Origin of the sequence: Burkholderia lata (genome assembly GCF_902499335.1) — a bacterium.
Classification (GTDB): domain Bacteria; phylum Pseudomonadota; class Gammaproteobacteria; order Burkholderiales; family Burkholderiaceae; genus Burkholderia; species Burkholderia lata_B.
The window spans coordinates 407,555-424,389 of the sequence record NZ_CABVQK010000008.1; the positions used below are offsets into that span (position 1 = coordinate 407,555).

Consider the following 16,835-nt stretch of genomic DNA (forward strand, 5'->3'; position numbering starts at 1 on the left):
GCTGCTGCGTCGCACTCGGGCATCGGGTTGCCGGGAGGCGGATCGGCATGCGGGACCCACTAGACCCGAACACCCTGCCCCGCGACGTGTCCGACGCCGCGGGCGCGCTCGACGTGCTGGATGCGCGGCTGATGCGCATCCTGCTCGTGCTGCTGACCGAGCGCACCGTGTCGCGTGCGGCCGTGCGCCTGAACATGTCGCAGCCGGCCACCAGCGCCGCGCTCAAGCGCCTGCGCACGCTGCTCGGCGATCCGCTGCTGGTGCGCAGCCGCTACGGAATGGTGCCGACCGAATTCGGCGCGCGGCTGATCGAACCGCTGCGCAACGCGCTGCGCGTGATCGACTTCATCCGCATCCAGCAGCCGACGTTCGACGCGCGCACGTCGGTGCGCACCTACCGGATCGGCTGCCCCGACTACCTGAACGTGCTGTTCGTGCCGAAGCTCGTCGCGCTGTTCCGCGAACGCGCGCCGAACGCACAGCTCGTGTTCCATCCGCTCGGCGACGGCTTCGACGACGAGCGCGCGCTCGCCGACGGCGAACTCGACGTCGTGATCGACAATCGCCCGGCACGCTCGTCGCGGTTCCGGCAGGACGACCTGTTCGACGACCGCGTCGTGTGCCTGATGCGCGCGACGCATCCGCTCGCACGGCGCGGCACGATGACGGCGGGCGATTTTTCCCAAGCCCCGCAGCTGTGCCCGACGCCGTCGTGGCTCGAAGCGTCCGGCGCGATCGACAAGCAGCTCGAACGGGTGGGCCTGCAGCGGCGGATCGTCGTCACGCTGCCGCACTTCGAACTCGCCGCGCATGCGCTCGTGCGCACCGACATGCTGCTGACCACCACGTACCGGCTCGCGCGGCACTATGCGAAGCTGCTGCCGCTCGCCGCCGTCGCGCTGCCGGCCGAACCGCCGGACATCGTGTACCGGATGACCTGGAACGAATCGGGTGAGTGTGCCGAAGGCGTGCGGTGGCTGCGCGGACTGATCGCGGAAGCGACGCGTGCGTGGCTCGATGCGGAAGCGATGCTGCCGGCTGTCGCGGCGGTGGCGGCCGGTGCAGCCTCGAACGCGGACGCGCGGAACGGCACGCCGGCCGCGGCCGATTCACCCGAGCCCACACGGCGTACGCGCCGCAGACAGGCGACGCATTGCCACGCCGCGCATCACCCGCGTGTCGCACATGCGGCACGCATCCACCGGCTCGCGACGAAGTCGCATTGATCGCGCGCGATCGACAGGCGCGACAACCGGCCGATACGTCGTTCCAACTCCGTCGACAAGCCGCATGGCACGACAACCCATCGCGAGACGCGATGTGCGCTGAAGCACTACGCGAATGAGCGACAGCGCGATTTCAAGCATGCCGCGCACGCGCGGGCAGCACGGACAGCAACGCGATCGCCCCGAGCATCGACAGCAGGATCGTGCGCGACGTCACCTGCGCTTCAAGCCCGCAGAACTCGGCCAGCGCCTTTCCCTAGATGGCATGACTGGCCGAGACCCTGGCAACTCGCGCGGGCACCAGGCGAACCAGGAGAAGCATCCCTGTCAACAGCAGGCTCGCTACCACCGTGAGGGCAACATATGGCGTGCCATAGCGGCTGGTGAGCATGCCCATCAGCCCCGAGCCAAACGCGCCACCGAGTGATCCCAATGCGCTGATCATTGCGATGCCGGCCGGCGCGCTACGCTTGTCGAGTTGCGCGGTCGGAATCGTCCAGAACAGGATCGGCACCGTGAACATGGATAGCTGCGCCACGCAGACCAGTCCGACCGTGGCACGAATATCGCCCACCGCGAACTGCAGCAACACAAGGCATAGCGCGGTGGCAAGGAAGCAGCCGGCCAGATGCCAGCGTCGCTCAAGGTAGCGATCGGAGCTGTACGCAATCAGCACGTTGCCGACCATCGTGAAGGCAGAAATCAGGCCGGACAGCTTGCCAATGGTTGCAATGCTGGAGACGCCGGCAGCCTTCAGGATGGTGGGCGTCCAGAACGTGACGGTGCTCAGGCCCAGATGGACGCTGAAGTAGACGACCGTCAATCCGATCACGCGCCGATCGAGCAGAATCGAAAGCAGCGATGCCCGGCCTGCCAACACCATCGCGTTGTCTTGCGTCGCCTGGAGATCGCGCACGAGCATTTCCCGTTCCGCATCGGACAGCCAGGTCACGCTTTCGGGACGATCACTCAACAGGAACGGCGCGAGTATCCCCAGTGCAACCGCCGGCAGACCTTCGAGCAGGAACAGCCACTGCCATCCGTGCAGGCCCCAGCTGCCTTGCATCCGGTTCATGATCCAGCCCGATAGCGGGCCGCCCGTGATACCGGCGATCGGCACGGCGAGCAGAAGGAGGCTGTTGACGCGCGCACGCACTTTGTCGGGAAACCAGTACGAGAGATACAACATCAGGCCCGGAAAGAATCCAGCCTCCGCCGCCCCCAACAGGAAGCGCACGAGGTAAAGCGATGCAGCACCGCTGACGAACATCTGCGCGACCGTACACATGCCCCAGAGCACCATGATCCTCAGCAGCGTCCGCTTCGCGCCAATGCGCGCAAGCAGCAGATTGCTGGGCAACTCGAACGCGGCATAGCTCACGTAGAACACGCCCGTTGCAACACCAAAGACCGTCTCGCTCAACCCGAGATCCGCCAGGAACTGCAGCTTTGCGAAGCTGATGTTGACCCGGTCGACGAAGTTCAGGACGTAACACAGAAACAAGAACGGCAAGATCCGGAGCGCGATCTTTTGATAGAGCCGTGAAGACCGAAACAGGGACATTGGCACTCCTCTACGTCTGGGCTGGATAACGACTCGATCCTTGTCGCATACACGACAGGCGGTGCGGTGACCGAATCCGGAGGCACCATCCGTCGATATCGGCGACCGCGACGGCAGCGCTCGGGCACGACGGAAATGGGCCATTGGACCGAGGCATGCAAGCCCTTACGGTGTGCCGCCATCCCGCTCGACCCTGCGGCAAATTCTAGATTGCCGACGCGGCATCACGCCCTTGGTAATTTCCCTTAAATCCCGTATTTTGGAATTTTAATAAATTTCTGTCGGGAAATTTACAAGACGAAAGAAACATCAATTCCCCAATGAGGAACCTGCGCAAAAATCGAGCCGCACGGCGCGCCATCGCGTTCGCAGCCGGCCCGATTGCAGGCATGCGCCATGCGCGACCGCACACCGGGATGCCGCGCTACGCGTCGCGCATCGGTTGCGCAAGCAACTTGTAGGCGACGACGGCCGCGACCAGCGCGAGCACGCCGCTCACCGTCAGCGCATTGGCGAACCCGCTCGCGAACGCGACGGGCGCCGCCTGCGCGAGCGCACCGGCGGCCGACGGCGGCACCCGCTCGAGCGCCCGCGCCAGGTCGCCGGCCAGCAGGCTCGACATGAACGAAGCATCGGCGAACGCGCGCAGGCCGGGCGCGGCAGACAGCAGCCGGTCGAGCCGCGCATGCGTGCTCGCCGCCAGCACCGCGCCGAGCACGCCGACGGCCGTCACGATCGCCGAGAAGCGCGTCGTCGTGCTGATGCCCGACGCCATGCCCGTGCGGTTCGGCGGCACGCACGCCATGATCGCCTTCTGCGTGTCGCCGTTCATGATCCCCGCGCCGCACCCCGTCACGAACATGCCGAGCGCGACGAGCCGGTAGTCGCCGCTGGCCGTCAGCGCCGCGGTCGCGAGGTTGCCCGCGCCGATCAGCGCGAGCCCGCCCGCGAGCACGCCGCCGGACGACACGCGCGCGGCCAGCGCCGCGCCGAGCGAGGGCCCGGCGATCATCGCGAACGCGAACGGCAGCATCCCGAGCCCCGCGTCGATCGCCGACATCCCGAACGCGTTCTGCAGGTACAGCGGCAGGAACGTCATCATCACCTGCGCGCACGCCGCATAGCCGAACATCGCGAGCACGGCGCCGACGAAGCGCGGCTGGCGGAACAGCGCGAGATCGATCATCGGCCGCGCCTGCCAGCGCTCCGCGCCGATGAACGCCGCGAACAGCGCGGCGGCGAGCGCGAGCCGGCCGAGCGTCGCGGCCGACAGCCAGCCGTGCGACGGCGCGCCGATCAGCGCCGCGATCGCGCACGCGAGCGCCGCACCGAACAGCAGGCTGCCGGCCGCGTCCACGCGCTTCGCGTGCGGATCGCGCGACTCGTCGATCGCCACGCGCGCACCGGCCGCGAGCAGCAGGCAGACGGGCAGGTTCAGCAGGAACACCCAGCGCCAGCCGATCCATTGCGTGATCGCGCCGCCGACGAGCGGCGCGATGGCCGTCGCGATCCCCATGCACATGCCCCAGATCGCCCACGCGCGCGCCCGTTCGCGCCCTTCCGGAAAACGGTTCGCGATCACCGCGAGCGCGGCCGTCAGCAGCAGCGCGGCGCCGCCGCCCTTCACCGCCCGCGCGGCGATCAGCCAGCCGGCCGACGGCGCGACGCCGCAGCCGAGCGACGCGAGAAAGAACAGCGCGAGCCCCGTGAAGAGCATCCGCTTGCGCCCGAACCGGTCGGCGAGCCCGCCGGCCGGCAGCAGGCACGCGGCGAACGCGGTCATGTACGCGCTCACGACCCATTCGATATCGGCGAAGCTCGCGTGGAAACTGCGCGCGATGCTCGGCAGCGACACGGCGACGACGTTCGTGTCGAGCACGATCAGCGAGCAGGTCGCGGACGCGACGGCGAGCGTCGCGGCGGCAGGCATGCGGGCGCCCGGGCGCGGGGTGGCAGCCGCGCCCGCGCGCGACGCCGGTGAAGACTGGGACATCGGCTACTCCGGAACAGGATGAACGAACCGTATGCTAGGCTTGGCCAGTATTGCCTGTCATTGATACTCCGATGCTGTTTTATTGACGAAAATTGCAATCATGGACCGGCTCGAATTCCGTCACGTGCGCGCGTTTCTGAGCGTCGCGCAACACCTGCACTTCGCCCGTGCGGCCGAAGCGCTCGACATGGCGCCGCCCGCGCTCACGCGGCAGATCCAGGAGGCCGAACGCGTGCTCGGCGTGCGCCTCTTTCACCGGTCGCGCCGCGCGGTCACGCTGAGCGCGGCCGGCGAGGCCTATCTCGCCGAGGCGAGCGCCGCGGTCGAGCACCTGCAGCGCGGCCGCGAACTCGCCGCGCTGGCCGAGCGCGGCGAGCTCGGCCGGATCGAGATCGGCTATGTGTCGTCGGCCGTCTATTCGGGCACGCTGCAGCGCACCGTCGGCGCGTTTCGTGACGCGCACCCGCGCATCGAGCTGAACCTGCGCGAAGTGCCGATGGACGACGTCGCGAACCAGCTCGACACGGGCCGGCTCGACCTCGCGTACGTGCGCCCGCCGCTGCCGCTGCCCGGCGGCCTGCGGATCGTCACGCTGCAGCGCGACGTGTTCGTCGCGGCCGTGCCGGCCGGTTCGCGCTACGCATCGATGGCCGCCCTTCGCGCGGCCGACCTCGCCGACGCGCGCTTCGCGGTACCCGAACAGGAGCGCGGCACGCTCGAAGTCGCGCGCCGCGGCCGTTTCGCGCCGCTGATCGCCGCCCGCCCGGGCGGCCTGCTCGCGGTGCTCGCGTGCGTATCCGTGAACGGCTGGGTCGCGGTGATTCCCGATGCGCTCGCCGGCTGCGTGTCGCTGCCGGGCGTCGTGTACCGGCCGATCGCCGGCAAGCCGATCACGTCGGAACTGGCGCTCGCGCATCGGCGCTTCGAAAAGGCGCCGGCGGTGCGCGCGTTCCTGCGGACGGTTTCATCGGCCGCGCAAGACCCCGCATGAAACGCCCGCGTGCGGCGATCTCGGCCATGCCGGCGGTCGCCACGCGAATATGCATTGCACGATTCGATGTTTGTCGGCCGGAAACCGATTCCGTAACCTGCCCGGCAGCCGCGCCGCCCGTGCGCGGATCACCGAGGACACCCCGCCGATGAACCCATCCTCCGCTCCGGCGCGCCGCCGCGTGCTGCAACGTCTTGCCGCCCTCGCCGCCGCGCCGCTCGCCGGCGGCATCGCAGGGCCCGCCGATGCGGCCGGCGCCGACCTGTCGGGCGTCACGCTCGTGCTCGGCGACCAGGCCGGCGGCTTGCGCGCGCTCGCCGAAGCCGCGCGCGTGCTCGACGGTACGCGTTACCGGTTCCGCTGGGCCAACTTCCAGGGTGCCGCGCCGCTGTTCGAGGCGCAGCGCGCGGGCGCGATCGATCTCGCACCGGCCGGCGACCTGCCGGTGCTGACGGCCGCGCTCGGCGACCCGTCGTTGCGGATCGTCGCGACACGCGTCGGCTCGCCGGCGTCGCTCGGCATCGTCGTGCAGCCCGATTCGCCGGTCCGCACCGTCGCCGACCTGAAAGGGCAAACCGTCGTCGTGTCGTCCGCGCGCGGCAGCATCTCGCAGTACCAGTTGTACGGCGCGCTCCGCGAACACGGCCTCGCGCCGAGTGACGTCGACGTGCGCTTCGTGCTGCCCGTCGATGCGTTCGCCGCGTTCGAGGCGAAGCGGATCGGCATCTGGGCGACGTTCGACCCGTACTACGGGCATGCGGTACGGCGCGGCGCACGCATCGTCCGCGACGGCAGCGGCATCAATTCCGGGCTGGCGTTCCTCACGTCGCCGGTCGAAACGCTCGACGATCGCGCGAAGCGCGCGGCGCTCGCGGACGTGCTGGCACGGCTCGCCCGCGCGGGCCAATGGGCGCTCGCGCACCCGGCCGACTATGCGAGCGTCTATGCGTCGCTCACTCGCCTGCCGCCCGACGCGGCCACCGACATCACGCGCCGGGCCGCACTCGCGCAGCGCAGCCTCAGCGGCACCGACATCGACGCGCTGCAGCGTGTCGCCGACCGCGCGGCAGCCGACGCGATCCTGCCGCGGCGCGTCGATGTCGGCGCGATCGCGATCCGCAATGTGTCTGCCTGAACGATGACGCGCGTGGCGGCGCTCAGCGCGGCCGCGCCATATCGAGGTCCGGCACGTCGTCGCCAAAAGTAGAAGCGACGAGCGTGCGCATCGCGGCGACCAGCAGCGTCGGGCCCGACTGGTTGAACGTGCAGCGCTCGCCTGCAGCGGGCACGGCCCGGTACAGCACGGCCCGCCACGGGCCGCGCCCGCCGTCGCGCTCGAATGCGGCGAACGGCAAGCGCTCGACGATCGGGCCGCCGTCCGTCCACGATGTCGACGGCGCGAACGGAGCCGACGCACCGCCCGCCGCGCGAATCGACGTGCACCCGGATGCATCGGCGCGCGGGGCGTCATGGCCAACGGCAACCGCGACCCAGTAATCCAGCGGCGCGCCTGTCAGATCCTGGACTTGCATGACTGTCTCCGTCACCGTCGTCGTCAAGTCGACATGCTAACCGTTGCACACGCGTCCGTTGCAGTCTCCGACGATGCCGCGGCACCGTGCCGTCGCGCCGGCCCTACTGCTGAAGCGCGACGCCTGCTCCTTCCGCGCGGAGCGGCCAACCGTCGCGGCCCGGCCGCTGCGTCGCGCCTGCATCAATTCGTGTTACGAATCCCCGAATCCTGCCTACAATGGATCGGAACACCTGTCGTCCGGCCTGCAGCGGACGACAACCGGATCCATACGGTGCAGCGCAGGCCGGATCTCTCGGGGGACGTATGTCCGTGCATGCCAGAAAGCCACTGGTCTCGCTCGTCGTGCCGTTCCACGACGAGGACGAAGCAATCGACGCATTCTTCGCAGCCACGCTGCCCATCCTCGAATCGATCGATGCAGTCCGTTTCGAGATCGTCTGCGTCAACGACGGCAGCCGCGACGATACGCTGGGCAGGCTGATCGACGTCGCAGCCGGCGACTCGCGCGTGCGCATCGTCGATCTCACCCGGCGCTTCGGCAAGGAAGCCGCGCTCACCGCCGGCCTCGATGAAGCCGCCGGCACCGCGGTGATCCTGATCGACGCCGACCTGCAGGACCCGCCCGCGCTGATCCCCGCGATGGTCGAACGCTGGCTCGCCGGCGCCGAGGTCGTCGCCGCGAAGCGCACCGACCGCATGTGCGACCCGCTGATGCAGCGCGTGGCCGCCGCGCTCTACTACCGTGTGCACAACCGCCTCTCCGAAGTCGAGATGCCCGAGAACGTCGGCGATTTCCGGCTGATGGACCGCCAGGTCGTCGACGCGCTGCGCGCGCTCCCCGAGCGGCGGCGCTTCATGAAAGGCCTGTTCGCGTGGGTCGGTTATCGCACCGAGATCATCGAATACACACGTGCGCCACGCAGCGGCGGCCGCTCCAAATTCTCCGGATGGCGGCGCTGGAACTTCGCGCTGGAAGGCATCACGAGCTTCAGCACCGTGCCGCTGCGCGTGTGGACCTACATCGGCCTCGCGTTCGCGGCGCTGTCGTTCATCTACGGCGCGTTCATCGTGATGCGCACGCTGCTGTTCGGCAACCCCGTGCACGGCTACGCATCGCTGATCTCCGTGATGCTGTTCGTCGGCGGCATCCAGCTGATCGGCATCGGCGTGATCGGCGAATACCTCGGCCGCATCTATCACGAGTCGAAGCAGCGCCCGGTCTATCTCGTGCGGCGGCGCTATCAAGCGCAGCGGGACGCCGCCGCGCATCCGGCGTCGAAGCTGCTGCAGTTTCCGCTCAAGCGCGCGCACGCGGCCCGCCGCCGCGCGGCGCCGCCCGCGGCCGCCGGCCACGGTGCTGCGCGCAAAGCGTCCGTCAAGTAACCGCGCACACGACGCATGGATCTCATCCGGCAATCGATACGATCGGCGGACCAGCCCGTCCGCGCATGGCTGACACCCCGGCGCGTCGCGGCGTACAGCGCGGCAGCGCTCGCGTGCTATGCGCTGTTCGTCGCGATCTGGGTCACCGTCGTCCGTCACGCGCCCGCCACCGCGCTGTCGCGCCCGGGCCCCGACTACGCGGTGTTCTGGTCGGCGTCGTACGTGATGCTGCACGGCGCGCCGTGGCAAGCGTACGATTTGCCGACCTTCTCGCGGCTGGCAGCCGAACTGTTCCCGCAGTTCCGCCGCGACGACCTCGTCGCGTGGCTGTACCCGCCCACCAACCTGCTGCTCGTGACGCCGCTGGCGCTGCTGCCCTATGCGGTCGGCTATCCGCTGTTCGTCGCGTTCGGCGTCGCCGTGTTCGGGTTCGCCGCGTCGCGCGCATCGGGCCTCGGCGCGCTCCCCGGTGCATCGCGCATCGGCGGGTTCGCACTGGTCGCGGCCCCGTGCGTGTTCGTCACCGGACTGTTCGGGCAGAACGCGTTCCTGACCGCGTCGTGCGCGGCGCTGGCCGTCTGCTGGGCGGACCGTCGGCCGATGTGGGCAGGCCTCTGCATCGGCCTGCTCTCGGCCAAGCCGCAACTGGCACTGCTGTTCCCGTTCGTGCTGGTCGCCACTCGCGCATGGCGCACGATCGCATGGGCCGCGCTCGCCACCACCGCATTCGCCGCGTTGAGCGTCCTGATCTGCGGCGTCGAGTCGCTACACCTGTTCGTCGCCGGCACGGCGCTCGCGCGGACACTCCTCCTCGAGCAAGGCGTGGTGTTCTGGCTCGTGTCGCCGGCGCCGTTTGCCGCCTTCCGACTCGCGGGCCTGCCGCCCACCGTCGCATATGCCGCGCAAGCGTGCATCGCGGCGCTGGCGATCGCCGTCGCCTGCCTCGTGTGGACGCGCTCGCGCGACGTCCGCCTGCGCGCGGCGGTGCTGGCAGTCGCGACGCTCGCGGCAAACCCGTACGTGTGGCACTACGAGCTCGCCTGGCTCGGCATCGCGATCGCGTGCATGCTGGCGATCGGCTGGCAGGACGGCTGGCTGCGCGGCGAGCAGACCGCGATCGCGCTCATGTGGCTGCTGCCGGCCGTCGAATACCTGAACCCGTGGCTGCAATGGCCGCAAATCGGCCCGGCCGTGACGCTGTTCACGCTGCTCGTTCTGCTGCGCCGCGCCGGCCCGGGCACTCAAAACGCGAGCCGCGGCGGCACGTATACGCCGTAGTACGGCCCGACGCCGGTCGCGACGCCCGTCATCTTCCAGCCGGCGACGAAGTGGCCCTGGACGTACTTGTATGTGCCGCCCAGCGACACGTCGATATGAAACGGCGCGAACGCGACGATCGGCACGGTGGTGCTGGTCGAGGTCTGCGTGACGACCGGCAGCACTACTGTCGTGCCGACCGGTACCGACGTATAGAGGGTCGCCTTCACGCCGGTCGCGAGATTGATGCTGTCGCCGATACTGAGCGTCGTCGGATTGCCGGTCGCCATCAGGCCGCCCATCGTCGTCGTGTCGGTCGCGGTCGACTGGAACGACGTCCACTGCCCGCCCATGCACAGCAGGCCGTAGACCTGGCCGTTCGTGATCGAGAATTCAAACGGCTGGCCCGTCAGCGGATTGATCAGCGGCTGGTTGGTCGCCGCGTTCCAGTACAGGTTGTACACGCACTGGTCGATCGCGATCGGAAACAGCCCGCCTGCCCCGACCCCGCCCGGCGCCGCCAGCACCGCCACGGCGGTCGCACTATCGGATGCACCGGGGATCCCCAGCAGCCCGCCAAGCAGCAGCGGAATCGAGCCGCCGTTTATACCGGGTGCACGCGACACGGTGACCTGCACCGCCGGCACGTCGTACTGGCCGGGCGTGATGGTCGTCGGCTGCATGGATGCGGGGCTGCGCGTCACGTTCCAGTATCCGGTCGTCACCGTGCCGGTCGACAGCGCCGCACCGGCCGCCGAGTTCTGCGCGATCACACCGTTCGCCGCCGGCGCGGCCTGCGACCAGTTCACCGCACCGCCGCTCGGCGACATCATCGCATCGGCCCCGGCGAGCGCCGCCGCATCGGCCGCGTTCTGCAACTGGTTGTTCACCGTGACCACCCACGCGATATCGATCGCGAGCGCGCCGAACGACAACAGCGGAATCAGGAACAGCAGGAAGAACAGCGCGACCGAACCGCGCTGCCGCACGGGGCCGTCGGGTTGTGTGGCGGTCACGTCATTCATAGAGCATCACCGACGTCGCCGAGACCGTCACCGGGCCGGTCAGCGCACTGAACGCGGACCCCAGCACGAGCCCCGAATACGTGTAGGTCACGGTCACCGTCAGTGCGGTGCCCGACGTCGTGCCGTTCGCCTGCGTCACGGTCACCGCCGGTGTCGTCGCGGTGCCGCCGGTGATCAGGCTGTTCTGCATCGCGTTCTGCGCGATGTTGGCGATCTGCGTCGTGGTCAGCATCGGCACGCGCAGCATGACGCCGGCGCGCGCCGCCTCGCGGCTCGCGTTCGTGATGACGGCCTTGTCGCACAGGATCAGGCTCGTGTCGATGATGCCGATCAGCACCATCAGCAGGAACGGCAGCATCAGCACGAATTCGAGGGACACGACGCCGCGCGCGCGGCGCGCGCTCGTCGCCCCGCGTGTCATTTTGCGGACCCCGCGCTCGGCGGCACGACGCCCGGCTCCAGCGCCGCGCCGGACAACGGCGGCGGGCTGCCGGCCCCTCCGGCAACCCCTGCGCCTCCGCGCGACGCAAGCCGCGCGCGCACCGCCTGGTAGAAGCGCAGGTTGTCGGCCACCGCCGACGCGGGCAAGTCCGCCGACAGCAGCTTCTTCGCCGAATCGGTGTTGCCGAGCACGCCGTACGCGAACGCTAGATTCTGGCGCGCCTGCCACGGCGCGGACGGCAGCCCGGCCACGTCGAGCAGCACGTTCACGCCCTCGCGCGGCCGGTTGCTCAGCACGAGCGACAGCCCGAGGTCGACGCGCAGCCCCTGCGCATCCGGGTGCGCGCGCAGCGCCTCGCGATACACGACCTGCGCATCCGCATGCCGCCCCTGCAGGTCGAGCACGGTGCCGAGCCCTTCCGCCGCGAGCGGATGGTTAGGCTGCGCGGCCAGCAGGTCGCGATAGCGCTGCGCCGCTTCGTCGAGACGCCGCTGCCGCAACGCGACGCGCGCAAGCCCGAGCCGCGGGCCGAGCTCCGCGGGCGCCTGCCGCTGCGCCTCGTCATAGAGGATCCGCGCGCGCTCCAGGTCGCCCGCGCGGTAGTTGACGTCGCCGAGCCCCAGGCGCGCCGCGAGAGAATCGGGATGCTTCGCGAGCACCTTCTCGTACAGCGTCGACGCGAGATCGACGTTGCCGCCGGCGAGCGCGCTGTCCGCGATGCGCAATTCGGCCTGCGGGTCGTCGCTCTTGTGCGACAGCACCGGCCGCGTCTGGATGCCCGGCGCGCCGCAGCCGGCCAGCACCGGCAGCACGGCCGCGAGCGCGAACGCGCGTACGACGGATCGTGTCATCTGAATACCTCGAGCAGGCGGATCGCCGCCGGGCCCGCCGCGATCAGGCAGACCGTCGGCAGGATGAACAGCATCATCGGCAGCGTGATCTTTGGCGCAAGCTTCGCGGCCCGTTCCTCGAGCGCGACGATCTGCTCGGTGCGCTCGGTGCGCGACAGCGTGCGCAGCGCCTGCGTGATCGGCGTGCCGAACCGCTGCGACTGCGTCAGCGTCGTCGCGAGCGAGCGCGCCGACGTGAAATCGACGCGCGTCGCGAAATGCGCGAGCGTCGCGGACACGTCGCCGCTCAGCGTCAGCTCGTCCGCGCACACGGTCAGCTCGTCGGCGAGCGGCGCGCAGATGCGCGACAGTTCATGCGCGACTCGCCGGATGCCCGACGCGAGGCTGTTGCCGGCCATCGTGCAGATCACCAGCAGGTCGAGCGCATCGGGAAAGCACGCGGCGATGATCCGCCGCCGCCGCCGGATCATCACGCCGAGCACGTATTCCGGCACGATCACGCCGATCACGAACGCGGCGATCATCGCCAGCGCGCGGATCACGAAGTATTCGCCGAAGCGCGGAATCAGCGGGCTGAACACGATCGCACCGCACGCGAACAGCACGCCGCAGCTCAGCTTGATCCCGATCATTACCGACACCGCGCGGCGCTCGCGAAAGCCCGCGCGCGTCAGCTGCAGGCCAAGCTTCACGCGCTGCATCGGGTCGAGCACCGGCAGCCGTTCGCCGAGCTGCGCGAGCCGGCGCGTGATGCCCAGGCGAACGCCGCCCGGCTGCAGCCACCCCGCCACCGGTGCCGGCGGGTGCTGCCCGGCAGCCAGCCGCACGCGCGCGGCGATCCGCTGGCGGGTACCGCCGCCGGGCGTGCCGAGCGCCACCGCGACACAGGCGAGCAACAACAGCAACTCGAGGCCGCGGGCGGCCAGTATCGACAGCGTCATCGCGCGGTATCCAGTTTCGAGATCTTGCGGATCACCAGCAGGCCGACCGTCAGCAACCCGGCCGCGATCGTCAGCATCGTGTGCCCCGGGTGCGTCGTGAACAGCAGCATCACGTAGTCGCGGTTCACGACGAACAGCGCGCCGATCATCACGAACGGCACCGCCGAAATGATGTTCGTCGTGATGCGCCCTTCGGCGGTCAGCGCGCGGGTCTTCAGGCGGATGTCGCGGCGCGTGCGGATGATGCTCGACAGCTCGTCGAGCGTTTCGCCGAGACTGCCGCCGGTCTCGCGCTGCAGCAGCAGGTAGACGGTGAAGAACGAGAAGTCCGCGATCATCAGCCGGTCCGCCGCGTGCGTCAGCACGTCCTTGAGATCCGCGCCGACCCGCAGGCTGTCGCCCATCGAGCGGAACGTCGCGCGCACCGGCTCGGCCGCGCCGTCGCCGACCATGCTGATCGCCTGCGTGACCGGAATGCCCGCGCGCACGGCCCGCACGATCACGTCGATCGCGTCGGGGAACGCTTCGAGAAAGCGGATCCGGAAGCGCTCGACCAGCGCACGGTAGCTGGCGCGCATCGCGACCAGCGGCAACCCGGCGTAGATCAGCGGACGCAGGAAGTCCGGCGGCCCGATCAGCTTCACCGCGACGATCGCCGCGATCGCGCCCGCGATCGTGCTCGCGACGACGATCCTCACGCCGCCCTTGCCGCCGACCGCGCGCACGCGTGTCACGCGGCGTTGCAGCCACGCACGCAGGCGGCCTTGCCGGCGCTCGAGGTTGAACAGCGCGACACCGGGTGCGGCGGCCGCGTGCCCGTCGCGCCCGGTCAGCGACGGCGACAGCCGCCGCATCCGGGCGCGGATGCGCTGGGCCGGCGTGTGGCTCGCGCGATCGAACCACGACGACAGCACGAGCCCGATCGCGAGGATCATCAGGAACGCGCCGGCCGCGAACAGGTCGGCGGCCCTCATTGCCGGAATACCTCGGCGAGCGCATCCTCGACGCCGTAATACGCGGCGCGCGCCGCGAATCCCGGCCGCAACGGCGACGCGTCGAACACGCCCTTCACCGAATCACGCGTCGTGTCGCCTTCCTGGCGGAACGCGAACAGGTCCTGCGTGATGACCACCTCGCCTTCCATCCCGACGATCTCGGTGATCCGCGTGACGCGCCGCACGCCGTCGCGCATCCGCTCGATCTGCACGAACAGGTGCACGGCGCTCGCGATCTGGCGCCGGATCGACAGCAGCTGCAGGTTCGCGTTCGCCATCATGACCATGCTCTCGAGCCGGCTGATCGCGTCGCGCGGCGAATTCGCGTGGATCGTCGTCATCGAGCCGTCGTGCCCCGTGTTCATCGCCTGCAGCACGTCGAATGCCTCGGGGCCGCGAATCTCGCCGAGGATGATGCGGTCGGGCCGCATCCGCAGCGCGTTGCGCACGAGATCGCGCTGCGAGATCCCGCCGAGCCCCTCGGTATTCTCCGGCCTCGTTTCGAGGCTCACGACATGCGGCTGCAGCAACTGCAGCTCGGCCGCATCCTCGATCGTCACGATCCGTTCGTGCTGCTCGATGTGCTGCGACAGCGCGTTGAGCAGCGTCGTCTTGCCCGAGCCGGTGCCGCCCGAGATCACGATGTTCAGCCGGCACGCGCACGCAACCTTCAGCACCTGCAGCATCGGAGGCGAGATGTTGCCCTGCTGCGCCATCCGCGCGAGCGTGATGTCGCGCTTCGCGAACTTGCGGATCGAGATCGACGGGCCGCGCATCGCGATCGGCGGCAGCACGACGTTCACGCGGCTGCCATCGGCGAGCCGCGCGTCGACCATCGGGCTGCTCTCGTCGACGCGACGCCCCACCGCCGCCGCGATCCGCTGCGCGACGCTCGCCACGTGCGCGTCGTCGCGGAACTTCAGCGACGTGAGTTCGAGCCGGCCCGCGCGCTCGACGTAGACCTGGTCGGGCCCGTTGACGAGAATGTCGGTGACGGTGTCGTCGGCGAGCAGCGGCTCGATCGGCCCGACGCCGAACATGTCGTTCAGGATCGCATCGACGATCAGCACCTGCTCGCCGGCCGTGATCTTCAGGCGCTCGCGATCGACCGTGTGCGCGGCCACTTGTTCGATGCCCGCGCGCACTTCGTCGCGCGTCTTCATCAGCGCCGCCGACATGTTCATCGACGCGAACACCGCGGTGCGGATCGCGTCGAACTTGCTCGACCGGATCAGCGCTTCGTGGGTATCCGCGGCCACGGGCGCGCGGGCCGGAGCCGGCGCAGGCGCCGGCGTGTCTGCCGCGGCCGGGACCGGAGCCGGTGCGGGCTCATGCGTCACGGCGGGCGTCGCGGCCGGTGTAGCGGCCGGTACGGGGTCCGCCGGCGGCCGGTTGCGGGTACCGAACGTCACGATCCCTTCCTCCACTTGACGAGCCGCGCGTACCACGGCTCGGCGACGACCATCGGCTCACCGGTGATGCCGTTCGCGAGCTGCCGGATCTGGTCCACGAAGCCGTTCCGCTTCGCGCCGTCGATCGGCTCGCCAAGGTTCTCGGCAACCGCGAGCGTCTGCGGCTCGTGCGGCAGTTCGTGCAGCTTCGCGCCGCCGAACGCGTCCTCGAAATCGACCGGCTCGACGCGGCCCGCGACCGGCGCGAGCGGATTGTTCAGCACCATCGACAGCAGCCGCTCGCCGGGCAGCTCCCGCACGAAGCGCACGAGCCGCGCGGCTTCGTACGCGGCGTGCACCGAGCGGTCGACCACGACATGGACGAGATCGGACGCCGCGAGCGCGTCCTCGAGCAGCTTGCCGGCGCCGCTCCCGACGTCGAACAGCACGTAGTGGAAGCGGTCCTTCAGCATGTCGACCAGGCGCGCGACGGCCTCGTCGCCCACCGGCGCGTCGGCGCCGTACGCCAGCTCGGCGGACAGCACGTGCAACCGGTCGCCCTTCGTCACGAACATGCGCTCGAACAACGCGTCGTCGGGACGCTGCCCCATGTTCAGCAATTCGATCAGCCCGTTGTTGCTGGACAGCCCGAACATCGAGTTCGCGCCACCGCCATGCAGGTTCAGGTCGACATAGGCCACGCGGCGGCGCTTCTCGCCCGCCAGGAAGCGCGCGAGGCTGACCGTGATCGTGGTCGCGCCGACGCCGCCGCGCGCGCCGACGAAACTGACGATCTTGCCGGTGCGCGCCTGCACGACCGATTCGGTCGCCGTCAGCGCACGCCGCATCAGCTCGACGGTCAGCGGCTTGACGATATAGTCCTGCACGCCGATGCCGAGCAGGTTGCGAAACAGCCCGACATCGTTCTGCGTACCGATCGCGATGACGCGCACCGACGGGTCGCACACGTCGGCGAGCCGCATCAGGTCCGACACCGGCAGCACCGAATCCGACACGTCGATGACGAGCTGGCGCGGCGAACGCTCGGACTGCTGCAGCAGCCGGATCGCATCGTCGCAGATGCCCAGTTGCAGATGGGTACGCGCGATCGACAGCTCCTGCGTGACGCGCCGTATCACGTCCTCGCTGCCCGAATCGGAGACGACCGCGACGAGATCGGCCGCGCCCGCGGACGCGGCGCGCCGGGTGTGCTGGCGGTCGAGGAGGTTCATGGGCGGCATC

At 69.6% G+C, this 16,835-nt stretch carries 15 protein-coding genes; 5 read left to right on the plus strand and 10 right to left on the minus strand.

Translation table 11 applies throughout. From position 1 onward, the window contains the following. Nucleotides 1-47 precede the first annotated feature (47 nt). Nucleotides 48-1,226: a LysR family transcriptional regulator gene (locus BCO18175_RS21945; RefSeq protein ID WP_174983923.1), complete on the plus strand. Its 1,179-nt coding sequence runs from the start codon at nt 48-50 to the stop codon at nt 1,224-1,226. A 256-nt stretch (nt 1,227-1,482) separates the two neighbouring features. On the opposite strand, the gene BCO18175_RS21950 is transcribed toward BCO18175_RS21945, so the two are convergent. Together BCO18175_RS21950 and BCO18175_RS21955 are read right to left on the minus strand one after the other, a co-directional pair. Continuing rightward, nucleotides 1,483-2,790: an MFS transporter gene (locus tag BCO18175_RS21950; protein WP_174983925.1), complete on the minus strand. Its 1,308-nt coding sequence runs from the start codon at nt 2,788-2,790 to the stop codon at nt 1,483-1,485. Between the two features lie 424 nt (nt 2,791-3,214). Then, nucleotides 3,215-4,783 (minus strand): MFS transporter, encoded by a 1,569-nt coding sequence (locus tag BCO18175_RS21955; protein WP_174983927.1) that lies wholly within the window; start codon nt 4,781-4,783, stop codon nt 3,215-3,217. A 100-nt stretch (nt 4,784-4,883) separates the two neighbouring features. On the opposite strand from BCO18175_RS21955, the gene BCO18175_RS21960 reads away from it, so the two are divergent. Further along, a complete protein-coding gene (locus BCO18175_RS21960; protein WP_174983929.1) occupies nt 4,884-5,774 on the plus strand; it encodes a LysR family transcriptional regulator in 891 nt (296 codons plus the stop codon). A 148-nt stretch (nt 5,775-5,922) separates the two neighbouring features. Then, nucleotides 5,923-6,909: an ABC transporter substrate-binding protein gene (locus tag BCO18175_RS21965; protein WP_174983931.1), complete on the plus strand. Its 987-nt coding sequence runs from the start codon at nt 5,923-5,925 to the stop codon at nt 6,907-6,909. 22 nt (nt 6,910-6,931) lie between these two features. Here BCO18175_RS21965 and BCO18175_RS21970 read toward each other — a convergent pair whose 3' ends face one another. Next, nucleotides 6,932-7,306 carry a phage protein NinX family protein gene (locus BCO18175_RS21970; protein WP_174983933.1) on the minus strand — a complete coding sequence of 125 codons (375 nt, stop codon included), beginning with the start codon at nt 7,304-7,306 and terminating at the stop codon, nt 6,932-6,934. A gap of 305 nt (nt 7,307-7,611) precedes the next feature. Between BCO18175_RS21970 and BCO18175_RS21975 the strand changes: the two genes are divergently transcribed. Both BCO18175_RS21975 and BCO18175_RS21980 read left to right on the plus strand, forming a co-directional pair. Further along, nucleotides 7,612-8,691, plus strand: a complete 1,080-nt coding sequence (locus BCO18175_RS21975; RefSeq protein ID WP_174983935.1) for a glycosyltransferase family 2 protein — start codon at nt 7,612-7,614, stop codon at nt 8,689-8,691. Between the two features lie 15 nt (nt 8,692-8,706). Then, a complete protein-coding gene (locus tag BCO18175_RS21980) occupies nt 8,707-9,969 on the plus strand; it encodes a glycosyltransferase family 87 protein (protein WP_174983937.1) in 1,263 nt (420 codons plus the stop codon). Here the strand turns inward: BCO18175_RS21980 and BCO18175_RS21985 are convergent. The 7 genes from BCO18175_RS21985 to BCO18175_RS22015 are packed head-to-tail and all read right to left on the minus strand — an operon-like array spanning nt 9,933 to nt 16,834. After that, the gene (locus BCO18175_RS21985) at nt 9,933-10,973 is read right to left on the minus strand and encodes a TadG family pilus assembly protein (RefSeq protein WP_174983940.1); all 1,041 of its coding nucleotides are present in this window, start codon (nt 10,971-10,973) and stop codon (nt 9,933-9,935) included. The genes BCO18175_RS21980 and BCO18175_RS21985 overlap by 37 nt on opposite strands. After that, nucleotides 10,966-11,394 (minus strand): TadE/TadG family type IV pilus assembly protein, encoded by a 429-nt coding sequence (locus BCO18175_RS21990; RefSeq protein ID WP_174983941.1) that lies wholly within the window; start codon nt 11,392-11,394, stop codon nt 10,966-10,968. The genes BCO18175_RS21985 and BCO18175_RS21990 overlap by 8 nt, the downstream gene beginning before the upstream one ends. Then, nucleotides 11,391-12,266 (minus strand): tetratricopeptide repeat protein, encoded by an 876-nt coding sequence (locus tag BCO18175_RS21995; protein ID WP_174983943.1) that lies wholly within the window; start codon nt 12,264-12,266, stop codon nt 11,391-11,393. Before BCO18175_RS21995 ends, BCO18175_RS21990 begins: the two co-directional genes overlap by 4 nt. Further along, nucleotides 12,263-13,207, minus strand: coding sequence for a type II secretion system F family protein (locus BCO18175_RS22000; RefSeq protein WP_174983945.1), 945 nt, complete (start codon nt 13,205-13,207; stop codon nt 12,263-12,265). Before BCO18175_RS22000 ends, BCO18175_RS21995 begins: the two co-directional genes overlap by 4 nt. Continuing rightward, complete coding sequence (locus BCO18175_RS22005; RefSeq protein ID WP_174983947.1) at nt 13,204-14,181, minus strand: type II secretion system F family protein; 978 nt, start codon at nt 14,179-14,181, stop codon at nt 13,204-13,206. Before BCO18175_RS22005 ends, BCO18175_RS22000 begins: the two co-directional genes overlap by 4 nt. Next, nucleotides 14,178-15,614 (minus strand): CpaF family protein, encoded by a 1,437-nt coding sequence (locus BCO18175_RS22010; RefSeq protein WP_174983949.1) that lies wholly within the window; start codon nt 15,612-15,614, stop codon nt 14,178-14,180. Before BCO18175_RS22010 ends, BCO18175_RS22005 begins: the two co-directional genes overlap by 4 nt. Further along, nucleotides 15,611-16,834, minus strand: a complete 1,224-nt coding sequence (locus BCO18175_RS22015; RefSeq protein ID WP_174983951.1) for an AAA family ATPase — start codon at nt 16,832-16,834, stop codon at nt 15,611-15,613. Before BCO18175_RS22015 ends, BCO18175_RS22010 begins: the two co-directional genes overlap by 4 nt. Nucleotide 16,835: the final 1 nt, after the last annotated feature.

Bases quoted from the DNA above. Each gene is read 5' to 3' on its own strand.
- BCO18175_RS21990 (WP_174983941.1), bottom strand. From the start codon at position 11,394: ATGACACGCGGGGCGACGAGCGCGCGCCGCGCGCGCGGCGTCGTGTCC.
- BCO18175_RS22015 (WP_174983951.1), bottom strand. From the start codon at position 16,834: ATGCCGCCCATGAACCTCCTCGACCGCCAGCACACCCGGCGCGCCGCG.
- BCO18175_RS21945 (WP_174983923.1), top strand. From the start codon at position 48: ATGCGGGACCCACTAGACCCGAACACCCTGCCCCGCGACGTGTCCGAC.
- BCO18175_RS21965 (WP_174983931.1), top strand. From the start codon at position 5,923: ATGAACCCATCCTCCGCTCCGGCGCGCCGCCGCGTGCTGCAACGTCTT.
- BCO18175_RS22000 (WP_174983945.1), bottom strand. From the start codon at position 13,207: ATGACGCTGTCGATACTGGCCGCCCGCGGCCTCGAGTTGCTGTTGTTG.
- BCO18175_RS21950 (WP_174983925.1), bottom strand. From the start codon at position 2,790: ATGTCCCTGTTTCGGTCTTCACGGCTCTATCAAAAGATCGCGCTCCGG.
- BCO18175_RS21995 (WP_174983943.1), bottom strand. From the start codon at position 12,266: ATGACACGATCCGTCGTACGCGCGTTCGCGCTCGCGGCCGTGCTGCCG.
- BCO18175_RS21955 (WP_174983927.1), bottom strand. From the start codon at position 4,783: ATGTCCCAGTCTTCACCGGCGTCGCGCGCGGGCGCGGCTGCCACCCCG.
- BCO18175_RS21980 (WP_174983937.1), top strand. From the start codon at position 8,707: ATGGATCTCATCCGGCAATCGATACGATCGGCGGACCAGCCCGTCCGC.
- BCO18175_RS21960 (WP_174983929.1), top strand. From the start codon at position 4,884: ATGGACCGGCTCGAATTCCGTCACGTGCGCGCGTTTCTGAGCGTCGCG.
- BCO18175_RS21970 (WP_174983933.1), bottom strand. From the start codon at position 7,306: ATGCAAGTCCAGGATCTGACAGGCGCGCCGCTGGATTACTGGGTCGCG.
- BCO18175_RS21975 (WP_174983935.1), top strand. From the start codon at position 7,612: ATGTCCGTGCATGCCAGAAAGCCACTGGTCTCGCTCGTCGTGCCGTTC.
- BCO18175_RS21985 (WP_174983940.1), bottom strand. From the start codon at position 10,973: ATGAATGACGTGACCGCCACACAACCCGACGGCCCCGTGCGGCAGCGC.
- BCO18175_RS22005 (WP_174983947.1), bottom strand. From the start codon at position 14,181: ATGAGGGCCGCCGACCTGTTCGCGGCCGGCGCGTTCCTGATGATCCTC.